This is a genomic window from Cohnella boryungensis, assembly GCF_042651945.1.
Classification (GTDB): domain Bacteria; phylum Bacillota; class Bacilli; order Paenibacillales; family Paenibacillaceae; genus Cohnella; species Cohnella boryungensis.
On record NZ_JBHSED010000065.1, the window covers coordinates 261,997 to 274,744 of the forward strand.

Genomic DNA, 12,748 nt, shown 5'->3' on the forward strand with positions numbered 1-12,748 from the left:
ATCTACCTCCAAAGAGTTGTCAGTCATTCCTGTTTAATATATTGAATGGAGAATGAATTTATTCCTACTGAACCAGAGCTTCGACTATCGCAGCCTATAAATGAACAAGCTCCCGATTGAAGGATCGGGAGCTTGTCTGAGCTTAAATCTATTGTTTGCCTGCGACCGCAAGGGCCTTGAGCAGGACGACCGCCGCCTCTGCTCTTGTTGCAGTTTGTGTCGGCGCGAATTTGTTGCCGTTCACGCCTTGAACGATGTTGTTCTCCTGGGTTGCGGCAACCGCCGCTTTAGCCCATGCCGGGATCTCGGAGTCGTCCGCAAATCCGGTTGCCGTACTCGTGCTCTTGGCGATGCCAAGCGCATTCGCGATCATCGTCACCATCTCGGCGCGGCTGATCTTCTCATTCGGCTTGAAGCTGCCATCCCCGTAGCCTTTCACGATTCCGGCTTGGACGACCTGAGCGATGCCCTGCTTCGCCCATGCGCCAATATTGTCCTTATCGGTAAATCCAAGGGCAGCTCCGTTACCTTGCAGCTTCAGCATTCGGGCTAGCATGACCGCAAACTCGGCGCGAGTCACTTCGCCTTTCGGCTTAAACGTACCGTCGATATAGCCGCCGATAATGCCCTGCGCAGCCGCCTCTTTAATGCTCGCTTCCGCCCAGTGTCCGGCAATGTCGCTCAGCTTCGTCCCCTCGTTCGCTCCAGGGCTTCCACCCGGGTTCTCTTCCCCTTTCCGTTCTACGGCGAATACCGCGAACTTCGCGAACTTCGCGAACTGTTCGACCTCTGCCGTAATCCGATCGCCGTTTGCCTTGCCACCGATTTCCGCCCAATCCTTCTTCGCTTCGTCATAATAGAAGATTGAAGCGAATTGATTTGTGCCGACTCTGCTTGGATCGAAGGTTAAGGTTAGCGTGATCGGCTTCGAGAATTTATCGGTGAAATTCTTCAAAATCGTATACACCGGGCTAAGAAGAGCGTCCGTATTCGTTACGAGCTGCGAAGGATTCGTTACCTTCTCGACCGTAATCGTTAATGGTTTCTCCGAGGCTCCAGCAGGAACCGTGATCGTAACGGCGTTTTCCGCAAACTGGGCTGTACCGCCGATGCCGGCAGGCAGCGTTTGTGAAGTGCCCCCGGATGGCGCTGAGCTTCCTCCGCTTCCTCCTCCATTGCCGCCTCCCGAGGCAGCCGCTCGTTTGACGATTAACGTGTAAGCTTTCGTTGCTTTTCCGTCTTCAGACGTCACGGTAACCGTAACGGTATTGTCTCCCACGACCAGACTGCCGCCACCTGCGATCGCGACCGTAGCTCTCGCGTCGGCTGCTGTTGCCGCAATTGTAACGGAAGATCGATTGTTCGGCACGTTTACCGAGTAGCTCGTCGTCTCTGCGTTGAACCCACTTACTGTCGCACCATCCACCGTTAGGCTGCTCAAGTCCGCATTACCGCCGGGTATCCGGTCTTCTACCGTCAGAGGTATCGTGTGTACGGTAGAGTTCAGATCGGCGAAAGTGATCTCGAGATCATAGGTTCCCGGGATCAAGTGATCATATTCGGGAAGCTTTCTCAGATCGTCGTAAGCAATTTCAAGTCGATCCTCCGGCGCACCATAGCCGGTGCTCGGAAACCAGTAACAGCCGGCCGCATCGAGAACCAGCGCATGATCCTTCATGATCTTCACGCTTTTGACGGCTTGCCGCCATTTGTCCGGCTGTATTCCCAATGCGCCGTTGCCGAAGTCTACCGTCACCCAAATATGAGCTTCAACAGCCCTGTTATAATAGGCGCTTGTTGAAACCAGGCTTGGAGCAACGCCGGATGTGGAATCGGACAGCTTGAACGTAACGTCGATCGAGTGAACGTCGGTCACATTCTCAAAGGTATACTCGCCCGCCTCAGCAGCCGCAGCGTTGACCGCTCCGTCAACTTTTACAGTATCGATATCGAAATATTGATTCGGAGTGAACGTAAACTTCTGACTTTGTCCGCGCTCGACCAACACATATCCGTTGGGAGAAATCGTCCCTCCAGTGCCTGCCGTTGCGATAACGGTCACATAGTTATCTTCATCTCCGCCGCCAACGTCAATTGTTCTTGGGACAGGCACATTGTTCGTCGCATCCCAATCCCACACGTTGGCGAAATCCCATCCCAAGGCGTCATAAGCTGTTTTTTGCGTAAATTCGGAAGACGTCTTGCCTACGAATGCCGGGGATATCCCGGATGGCAGTCCGGACGTGCTTAACTTGATGCTGTCGTAGTAGTTGACTTGATTGGGATCAACGATTGGCCTGCTTCCGGACCAATAGCCCGCTATTTTACCTGGTGCAGCATCCGTTACCACATTGGACACCGAATTGCCGTTAAAGGTTTGGAGCAGACTGCCCGAAGAGCCGCCCATATCGCCAACGACGGCGCCGAAATATTGACCTCCGACAATCCCGGTGACCGTCCCCTTCACGTCGTTATTAAGAATCACGTTTCCTGTCGTCGTATCTCTTTGGGTAAGAGGCGAGCCTGAATTGTTCCAATTCGTTCCGCCGATCAAGCCCCCGGCCGTGTTTCCGTATACGTTCGCGGTTACGGAGGAGTTTTGCAAGGTTCCCGCATGGAGCAAGCCGACCAAACCGCCCGTATAGCCGGCGCCGGTTACTTTGCCGTCCACGTAGCTGTTCTCGATTGTACCGGCAGAAGTTCCCGCAATGGCCCCCGTGCTATTAACGCCCGTAATATCTACGTTCGTCAATCTCGCGTTGACGACTCTGCCGCCCGTGCCGATATAAGCGAATAAACCCGTGTTATTGTTGCTGCTTGAAATTTTAAGATTGCTGATCGTATATCCTTTTCCGTTAAACGTTCCTAAGAACGGTGTCGGAGCTACGCCTCCGCCAATCGCCGAAAACGTCACGTCCGTCATATCGATATCCGCCGAAAGCTCGTACTTCCCGTCAATCGGATAGACGGATGTTCCGAATCCCGCGGACAATGCAACCAATTCGCTTGCCGTTCCGATTTTTACGGTTGCCGTGCCGCTGCCGGCAAGAGGCGTTACTTTTGCCGTAGCGGAGCTGGTTACGATGCCATTATAAAAGCCCGTTCCCGTGGCCACGGAGCGCAAATACTGTCCGACGTCATCCGCCTTGATCGTATAATTCGACGACGTTGCTCCTCCGATGGCTGTCCATGCCGTTCCATCCGTTGAGCGTTCCCACCGGAAAGCTGCGGTTGCGGCTGACGGAGTAACGGTCGCATTCAGGGTTTGTCCTTCTTTTGCAATCCCCGTTACGGCAATATTCGTTAGGGTCAACTCGTTGACGTCCTGCGGAACCGCCGGATACGTCCATGCCGACAAATTAGGCGTGCGCGGCGTATTCGTGACAAGCGCATCGTCGTCCCCCATCACCAGCGTTCCATTAGTATCGAAACCCTTGCTTGTTACCCTGATCTCGGTCGGGGATATCGAAACGTTCGAATAGCCCGGCCCAATCGCCCTTACATCTACATAAGCAACGTTAGCGGGATCCTTGGTATAATAGGTGCCGCGTCTGTCGTTATTTCCGGAATAGCTTGTAATATAGGTAGTTCCGTTGCCATAAATCTGCGGCTCGAGTGCTGCGCCGTTCGCATACAGCTTGGTACGAACATAGACATGGTCGTGTCCCATCAGCACCACGTCGATTCCGGCTTCGTCATAGGCATTTGTCCAAGAGGCTACGGGATTTGCCATACGATACCCGAATAGGGATTTGTGCATAACCGCGACGCGCCATTTGGTCGGGTTTTGTTTGACGACGGACTTCATCCAGTCCTGCTGCGCTTTGATTTGCGCGGAACTGCTCTGGTCCTGGTAATCCATCATTAAGAAAAGCGTGTCGCCATATACGAAATAGTAGTTGCTGGACTCGAACTGCAATTTGTCAATTCCCGCGACCATTCTTTGAGTGCCGTCGCCCCCGCCGTAAAATGACGCGCCGTTTTTAGGCGGGTTGTAGCGTCCTAGAAGATTTTGCAGCGTGGGGTCTACCGGATTCCAGCTATTGTTTGGAGCCCAGCTGTTGCCCGCGCCGTCATACTCGTGATTTCCCGTCCCCATATACAGCGGCACGCGCGCGAGATGATCTGCATTCGACTCGAAAAAGCCATCCCACTCCGAGGTATCGAAACCATAGGTGACCTGATCGCCAGAGCTCAGAATAAACGAGGCGTTCGGGTAATCGTCAAAGGCTTGATTAAGCGCTTTGTCATTGTGACCATCGTTATTGTTGCGAGCGGCATGAACGTCCGTCACCCATATAAAGTCGAAGGTATCGAGATTACTGGCAGGCGTCGTAAATCCGGCCGGCGATCCGACGTTTGTCACGTTCGCTGCGCCATCCCCAACGCTGTATACGTATTCCGTACCGGGTTCAAGCACCGCTGTTTCCGCCTTATGGCTTTGTACCGCCGCAACGGAGTAAGCGGTTCCCGCGCTATTATAGTTCGCTTGCGAGATGGCGCCAGATAAGTCTACCGCGCTATTCGTGCCTACGACAACATTCGTGAACTTTCCGCCATTGCTTTCGAAATCCGACTTCTTGGCATAGTACAGTTGCGTGGCTGTCGTCGCGGTCGGCGTTACCCAATTAAAACGCGCGATATACTTGCCTGACTCTTGTTTAAACGAATCGAACAAGAAGGTTACGGAGGTAGGCGCCGTGCCTCCGCCAATCGGCTGGGTGATTTCATCCCCCGATTTGGAAATCGTGAACGTATCAATCACTCGGAACGGATTCTCCGAGCCCGTCGCTTTATAGTACGTCTTATAGATAATAGAATTACTCGTAACCTCTACCTTGCTATATACGCCGGGCGAATAAATGGCTCCTCCGCCCGTACCCGTTTTGTTGATGCGAAGATCATAAAAAAAGTCGTTCCAGGAAGTGTCGCGGGTGTCCAGGCTGTAAGCGTAATTGTACACTGAGCCGCCGATAACATAGGTCGGGGCCTCGCCGATATTCGCCTTTTGAAGGCTGCTTGTGCCTGCCGCAGATGAAGTTGTTCTTAAGGTAGATCTGGCATATGCGTGTTCATGTCCGGAAAGCACCAGATCGATACCGGCATCGGTAAACCTTTTACCGGAGGCGTTGTCGACTTGATAGTGACTCGCGCCCGGGTCGTAGGGCGAAGCGTGAATATTAACGATTTTCCAAGCTTTCGTCGATGCTGCTGCTTCGGCCGCCATAAAATTGAATTGAATATTGTTGTCGGCGGAAGAGACGTTGGAGTTCAGAATAATAAACAAGGCGTCTCCGTATTCGAAGGAGTACACCGTACCCGCCGCAGCCGGGGATAGTCCGCTTGGCTGCTTTAATGAAGAGTAATTGAATCTGGCGTTGTACTGGACGAAGTTTTTGTCGTAGGACGCACCGTCATGGTTACCTGGAGTAGCCATAATCGGCAGCGTGCTTAACAGGTTTTGAGACGCGTCGAAGAAATATTGCCAATGGTCGGAGAAGCTCGCATCCTCTACCACGTCGCCATTATGTAGAAGAAACGCCGCATCCGTTTCATTCGCCTTGATATAATCGTATAACAAGGCCGTGTTCGCATACGTGCTTTCAGAATAGCCTTGCGTATCGGGGCTGACCACAAAAGAAAACGGCTTGTTCCCGGCAGGGTCCGCAGGGGCCGTAAAGCTGGCGATCGCGCTATACCCGCTGCTGGAATTGCCGACTTTATAATAATATTTGGCTTCCGGAGTCAGATCCTGAATGACGGCATTAAAGGAATGAAACGCTTTAAAGTTGCCCAGCTTATTGTCCGGAATACTGTTTTCGGCTACCGGAACTGTCAGAGTAGCGGTTTTTTGCACGCCAGCAGCCAAGTCCGGCAATGTACCGTAAATGATTTCCGATGAGTTTACCGACGAATCCGTGACCCAGTTAAAGCTCATTGCCGACTTTCCGGCGTTTGCACCTCCGGCGATACCCATTGCGATTTGGGACGGCATGGCCGTTGGAACCGCGGCCGTAGCCGATCTGGGCGCGACCAGTCCGGTAAAAACCATTAGAAAGACTAAGATGATCGCTACAAGTTTTGTTGACGATGATGCTCTTGTTGTGTTGTACACTTCTTGTAAGCTCCTCTCACATGATGTACAGTCATTATGAGGGCAGCAAGTTATTTGTAATCCTCTTTTTCGTTAAATCTGTACTAAATCTTTCATTCTATTGCGGAGTGCGTTAACTGACTGAATAGAGTCAAGCATTAAATCCATCTTTCTTGGTATTTTCTTGAAAACATTCTTCCCACGATAGGCAATCGCAGTTTACGCTGTTCGCCAAAATGGTTTTCATTCGGGTCAATTGTTGAATCTTCGTTTCGAGCTCCTCCTGCTTCTTCAAGGCCATTAGCCTCCACCTATCGGATGGAGCGACTTGGGAATCAAAGCCATCCAGCAATTGTTTGATTTCTTGAATTTGAAACCCAGCGCTCTGTGCAAGTTTTATCGTATCGATCCGACCTAATACCTCATTACCATACACCCTTTTACCGTTCTTGCGATGCGGCGGCTGAAGCAATCCGACCTGCTCATAATAACGCAGAGCCGATGTCGTTGTGCCGCTTTTTTCCGCGACTTCCCCGATGGATAGCATGGGAATCCCCCCTTGACTTCAAGTTAACTTGAAGTGATATGCTTTTCCCCAGCATACAATAACCATCTGTTTGGGACAACTTAGGGGAGGATTCATGATCGCTGCATTAGGAATTTTCGTTGTTACTTTGATTCTCGTGATTTGGCAACCTCGTAGACTTAATATCGGTTGGTCTGCATGCGCTGGCGCAATCCTAGCCTTGATCTTCGGGGTCGTAAATTTGCATGATGTTTGGGATGTAACACTGATCGTATGGAATGCTACTCTTGCTTTCATAGCGGTGATATTGATTTCCTTGATCCTGGACGAAATCGGCTTTTTTGAATGGGCCGCGCTTCATATGGCCAGGTTTGCCAAAGGCAACGGCAGCCTGTTGTTCATATACGCCATTTTGTTAGGCGCAGCTGTTGCGGCACTATTCGCAAACGATGGAGCCGCGCTAATCCTGACTCCGATCGTCCTGGCTATGGTACGAGCGTTGAAATTCGATGAACGAATGATATTGCCCTTTATCATGGCCAGCGGATTTATTTCCGATACGGCGTCTCTTCCGCTCGTTGTCAGCAATTTGGTGAACATCGTGTCTGCAGATTTCTTCGGGATCGGATTTGTCGAATATGCCGGGCGCATGCTCGTCCCCACTCTATTCGCCATTGGGTCGAGTTTGTTGGTGCTGTATCTTATGTTTAGAAAAAGGATTCCGAAGCAATACGACCTCGCTCAATTGAAGCAACCGAAAGCAGCCATCAAGGACATGCGGCTATTCCGGATATCTTGGGTGATCTTAGCCGTATTGCTGATCGGTTACTTGAGCAGTGAGTTTCTTCATGTTCCAGTTTCGATCTTCGTAGGAATCGCAGCGATTCTCTTCCTTGTGCTCGCCCGCCAAAGCAAAGGAATTCATACGTGGAAGCTCGTGAAAGGCGCGCCATGGGCAGTTGTCGTCTTTTCTATCGGGATGTATGTCGTAGTGTACGGGTTGCGAAATGTCGGGTTTACGGATGAACTCGGCAAACTCTTCGAATGGGCCGGCGATCAAGGGCTCTACTCCGCCACCGTGGTTGCCGGATTCATTGCCGCCATCCTATCCTCGATCATGAACAACATGCCGACGGTGATGATCGATGCGCTCGCGATTCAGGGCACCGAAGCAACGGGGGTAATTCGGGAGGCTTTCATTTACGCAAATGTGATCGGTTCCGATTTAGGGCCGAAATTGACGCCGATAGGTTCGTTGGCCACTCTGCTGTGGCTGCATGTACTGTCCACGAAAGGCGTTAAAATCGGCTGGGGATATTACTTCAAGGTTGGCATGATATTGACGATTCCTGTCCTCTTCATCACGCTGACCAGCCTATATTTCTGGCTGAGGATTATTAATTAATGTTATTAATTAACGTCATAAATGAAGGAGTAGATGATCATGCCAAAACCTTTGGTTTACTTTCTTTGCACCGGCAACTCATGCAGAAGTCAAATGGCGGACGGTTTATTGAATGCACTTGGAGGACATCTTTATGAAGTGAGGAGCGCTGGCCTTGAAGCGCACGGGCTTAACCCGCGAGCAGTTAAAGTGATGGCGGAGGCCGGTGTCGACATCTCTTCGAACAACTCGGACGTAATTGATCCTGAGATTCTTAATCGAGCGACGTACGTCATTACGTTGTGCGGTCATGCCGACGAGCATTGTCCGGTGATCTCCAATCCCAATGTGATCAAATGGCATTGGGGATTCGACGATCCCGCAAAAGCCACTGGTACGGAGGATGAGATTTTGGTCCAGTTCCGGGAGGTAAGAAACGCGATTAAGGCTCGTGTTGAACGGTTCGTGCAAGAAGGTGTCGAATTGAAAAAGAAGTTTAATTAACGCTCTGTCCTCCGGATCCAAGTCATGCAATAAAACCCGCCAGTTTCGGCGGGTTTTTGTGTGGCTTCAAATTCTTCGCCCGATTTAAGTAGTTCCGTCATTAAATTAACTGATATTTTCCGTCTTACTTCTTAATAGGGTACCTTCTTTTCCCAATATTCCCCTGACAAACCTTCGATAATACAACTACTGGCCCATGGCATCAGGCAAAACCAAGTACTGGCTATAGTGCCGTCATCGTAGGTTTGCGTCAGCAGTCCGTCTGAATGGCAGAAACGCTCGGACATCCATCCCTTCTTGCCATAGCCGTACTCCTTGTCATAAGTGTTGTAAGTCTGGCAGCCCCAGCGGACCGTATCCTCCAGCCGGTCGCGGATATAATCGTCTTCACAGTTATCCAAGTAGTACAGAAGCTCGTCGACAAGATTGCTGCCCATCGGGTGAATGTGCGGATTCGCTGTAGAGGTCACGCTGCCACCGCAACTCGACCAGCCGATCCTGCTCAGCGGCGGCGCCTTAATTGGAGAGTTGTAGCCAAATTTGAACGAAAACTCATAGCAAATCGCATCCCGCATATGTTCCAAATACGTTTTCTTACCTGTGATAGCGTGTAGATACTTAACCGCCTTAATGTAGGCAAGAATCCCTTCGGAGTCCACTGCCTTATCGGTATCGAGCGGTGCGCCGTAGCATTCGACATGCCGAACGTAGGCATCGTAATAATGCTGTTCGCTTAGGCGTAGGCCTTCCAAATATTTTCCGTCACCTGTCAGCCAGCTGTAATAAGCCGTCGCAGCTAGGCACCACGTCCCGCTGAAGGAATCGTATTCCAATCCGGCGCCGGTCTTCTCTGAGAATATGTAGGGATACTCGTGGTCTGTATTTTTCGTCCGCTCGATTCTCGGGATCGCATCGCGAACGAAATCCAGCCAATCCTCATGTACGATGTCTTTTATGCGTTTCTCATACTCGTAGGCTTTCAGAATGTAATACAACGCCTGTCCGACTAGGTAAGAGGAATGTCCCGGCGTACGCATGCCGTCAAACCACCACCCTTGGATTCCCCATTTGCCGTCCGGGCAAGCGTCGTAGGGAAGACCCGAGGCCGGATTTAACGAGTGTTCCACCGTATTCGCAATGAAGGACAGCGCTTGCTGTCGCATGGATTCGTCTCCTAGACGAAGAGCGGCCATTAACATAGGGGTCGCAACAGAAAGTCCGTTCGTCCAACTAAGCGACAAGATCGGATTGTACCGATAGCCTCCGCTTCCCTTATGCTCGAAAACCTGACCGGAATACGCTAATTCCTCCGGCAGCCACGCATCGCGGGCAACCGCCCGGGCCAAGTCCGACACCGCTGTTATCGGATCGCTAACGATTCTTGGTTCTTGGCGATAACGGTAATAAACCTCCTGAATGGCAGCATGAATATCCCTTTCCATGCTGCCTTCGTATTCATAGGATTCTATAGTGAACTCCACGGCTTCGTGGGGCTGAAGCTCGAAGCAGTTCTCGCCAAGAGGCGATCGGTCCTTAACCAGCTTGGACTTGATAAACTGCCACGGCGAATGCTCATACCCGAGCGTATAGCCTATCGCTCCTCTCGACAACGTACAAGTAAATCCTCCGTATTGGAAGAATTCGCCTTCCTGCCCGGGCTTCCACGGTCGTTTGTAGCCGTTGATCACGACAAAATACGGACTCGCGTTAAGCCCGTAAACCTTGCCCGCATCATAGACAAACACTGCAGGATGGGAAAGCCTGTCGCTTCTGGTCATCCATTCTGGCGCAGACGGACGATTCGACTGTCCCTCTCTTAGCCTCGGAAATTCATTAAGTACGTTCTGCGGACTTTCCCCCCGATTTCGCCCATACAGAAATGCAGGCATAAAAAAGCGTGGATTCTCTTTTGGAAATGGAAGCTCGATATGGATGACACCAAACCACGACGATTGATTCTTATTTCTCACTTGTATGCGAACGTGAAAAGGATTCCGGGGATGACCGCTCCCTCCTTGGACTTCAATTGTTGCGGACAAGCCCTGGTGCTCTAACGGGAGGTATTCCGAGTTCTCTTGCTCCCGACTTCTGGCCTTCAAGTTCAACTGCAACCCCTTTTCCTCCTTCACTCTTCAGCTTCAATATATCGGCCGCTTATGGATATCCTGTATCCCCGACTTGCGCAAAAAATAAGTGTTGATCACATCCCGCCATTCCTTGGCGTGCTCGGCTTGCTCTTGAAGCCTGTCCAGCACTTGCCGATAGCGCCCCTCGTCAATATCATCTTCAAGCGTCTTCCAACGCTCGACTAGTCCCTCGGCGCGCTCCGCTCCCTCATAATGGGTATCGTAAATGTGCTGAATGACGGTTTTTCCGGATTGGAGCCGATGGGTATAAGGCACATGATGGAAAAATAGGAGCAATTCGTCCGGGCAATCCTGCAAGGATTCGTAGCGCTCGAATTGCGGAGAAGGGTACTGGGCCGAATAGCCCGTGCCGGTCAGCAAGGTACGATTGACGCCAATGCCGTGGCAATCGGCGAAGTGGTATGTGCCCCACTTCGAATACTCGTACCCGTCAACGCTCGGTCCGTAGTGGTGATTCGGCTGGACCATCCAGCCTACGCCAAGCGGTGCGGTATAAGACTCGTATATGGACCAAGAGTCGAGCAGCATGCAGCAGATCGTATCCGTCACCTTCTCTTTTTTGCCAAAGGTCAAGCACGTCCATTCCCAGGCGATTTCTTCCTCGCCTATCTCCATATTCCAACTCAATCGTCCGTAACCATACAGATTCGCCTGGGCCAGAAGATGCCCCGTCCAATTCTGATCATCCCCAATGTTGGAAACCGCCGCGACGCCGCCATGCCTCCTGCCGAAGGCTTTCCCGCTGACGATTTGGGCGACAGACGTTCCTTCGCCCAATGCGAAGGTATCGAAGTCGACAATCTCCTTCCACTGAGAGGGAAGATAGCAGAGATGCTTTTGCTGTCCGGTATATTCCTGTGTAATCTGCAGCTCCAGCATCTGATTGGTTTTTGACAGCCCGCCAAACAACGGGGACACGGGCTCCCGAACTTGGAAATCCATCGGCCCGTTCTTGATCTGCAGCAGAACGTTCTCCCTGAAACGCCCGTCCAGCGGCGTATAATGGTCGTATGCCGCCCTCGCCCGATCCGGCTTTCGGTCCCGCCAATCCTGCAAGCAGTCGTAAACAAAGCAACGCCAGATCACAAGTCCGCCATGCGGTTCAAGAGCATCCGCCAGCATGTTGGCCCCGTCGGCATGATTGCGGCCATACGTATACGGTCCCGGTCGGAATTCGGAGTCGGCCTTGACCAGAAAACCTCCAAAGTCCGGGATATGACGATAAATGGCATCAGCCCGCTCTTTCCACCATGCCCGAACGCCTTCATCCAGCGGATCGGCAGTCGGCAGGCCTCCAATTTGGCGAGGACTCGCGAAGTTGATGCTGAGATAAGTCCGAAGACCGTAAGCGCTGAATATAGATGCCGTTTGTGCGACCTTGGGCAACAGTTCATCCGTAATCAGGAGCGTTTCGCGCTCGTGAACGTTTACATTGTTCAAGGAAATCGCATTAATTCCGACAGAGGCCAACAGTCTGGCATAATCGCGTATCCGGCTCCAATCCGATACGAATTCATCATCGCGGTAGAAGATTGATCGCCCGGCATAGCCCCGTTCAATGCTTCCGTCCATATTGTCCCATTGATTGATCATTCGCAGAGCATTTCTTGGATGCTCTGCAATGTTGAGCCGATCGAGACGCTGCACCGATTTCATCAGACGAAGCAGATGAAATACCGCGTATAACATACCGTTGGCCGATCGGGCAGCCAGCACAAGTCGCGGCAGGCCCTCATGCTCAATGGAACGCATAAGATAGCCGTCTTCAGGCAGAGTCCCCAGTATTTCGTTCCCCAACAGATCCTTCAGCTCCGAGAAATCGTCAATTAAGCCGATCGCGATTCCCGCTCCCTGCCAGCCTTCATCACAGAGACGGACGGTGCACCGAGTAATGATGCCAGCCCCATGCGACAATTCCTGCATTGCCGTCCGCATGATTTCCAAGCCCTGCCGGAACCATACCCGATTGAAATATTTTCTATAGTGCCCCAGCAATTCTTCGCTTTCGCATGGTCTATAACGGAGCCATGCCTCATACCCCGATTCCTTATCCAATTCCTTTCCTCCCCGCCAAGATGATGAAACTCGGCTCC

The 12,748-nt window shown here is 51.6% G+C and carries 6 protein-coding genes; 2 read left to right on the forward strand and 4 right to left on the reverse strand.

Annotation, left to right across the window (positions count from 1 at the left end):
* Window positions 1-148: 148 nt before the first annotated feature.
* Both ACFO1S_RS24935 and ACFO1S_RS24940 read right to left on the reverse strand, forming a co-directional pair.
* On the reverse strand, window positions 149-6,115 hold the full coding sequence (locus ACFO1S_RS24935; RefSeq protein WP_378127766.1) for an S-layer homology domain-containing protein: 5,967 nt from the start codon (window positions 6,113-6,115) through the stop codon (window positions 149-151).
* Between the two features lie 130 nt (window positions 6,116-6,245).
* The gene (locus tag ACFO1S_RS24940) at window positions 6,246-6,641 is read right to left on the reverse strand and encodes a MerR family transcriptional regulator (protein WP_378127767.1); all 396 of its coding nucleotides are present in this window, start codon (window positions 6,639-6,641) and stop codon (window positions 6,246-6,248) included.
* A gap of 94 nt (window positions 6,642-6,735) precedes the next feature.
* Between ACFO1S_RS24940 and ACFO1S_RS24945 the strand changes: the two genes are divergently transcribed.
* Both ACFO1S_RS24945 and arsC read left to right on the forward strand, forming a co-directional pair.
* Window positions 6,736-8,025: an arsenic transporter gene (locus tag ACFO1S_RS24945; RefSeq protein WP_204602253.1), complete on the forward strand. Its 1,290-nt coding sequence runs from the start codon at window positions 6,736-6,738 to the stop codon at window positions 8,023-8,025.
* A gap of 39 nt (window positions 8,026-8,064) precedes the next feature.
* Window positions 8,065-8,508: an arsenate reductase (thioredoxin) gene (arsC, locus tag ACFO1S_RS24950; protein ID WP_204602251.1), complete on the forward strand. Its 444-nt coding sequence runs from the start codon at window positions 8,065-8,067 to the stop codon at window positions 8,506-8,508.
* A 131-nt stretch (window positions 8,509-8,639) separates the two neighbouring features.
* Here arsC and ACFO1S_RS24955 read toward each other — a convergent pair whose 3' ends face one another.
* Both ACFO1S_RS24955 and ACFO1S_RS24960 read right to left on the reverse strand, forming a co-directional pair.
* A complete protein-coding gene (locus tag ACFO1S_RS24955; protein ID WP_378127769.1) occupies window positions 8,640-10,286 on the reverse strand; it encodes a hypothetical protein in 1,647 nt (548 codons plus the stop codon).
* 360 nt (window positions 10,287-10,646) lie between these two features.
* Window positions 10,647-12,710, reverse strand: coding sequence for an alpha-glucuronidase family glycosyl hydrolase (locus tag ACFO1S_RS24960; protein WP_204602247.1), 2,064 nt, complete (start codon window positions 12,708-12,710; stop codon window positions 10,647-10,649).
* Window positions 12,711-12,748: the final 38 nt, after the last annotated feature.

Bases quoted from the DNA above. Each gene is read 5' to 3' on its own strand.
- ACFO1S_RS24955 (WP_378127769.1), bottom strand. From the start codon at position 10,286: ATGACCAGAAGCGACAGGCTTTCCCATCCTGCAGTGTTTGTCTATGAT.
- arsC (WP_204602251.1), top strand. From the start codon at position 8,065: ATGCCAAAACCTTTGGTTTACTTTCTTTGCACCGGCAACTCATGCAGA.
- ACFO1S_RS24940 (WP_378127767.1), bottom strand. From the start codon at position 6,641: ATGCTATCCATCGGGGAAGTCGCGGAAAAAAGCGGCACAACGACATCG.
- ACFO1S_RS24945 (WP_204602253.1), top strand. From the start codon at position 6,736: ATGATCGCTGCATTAGGAATTTTCGTTGTTACTTTGATTCTCGTGATT.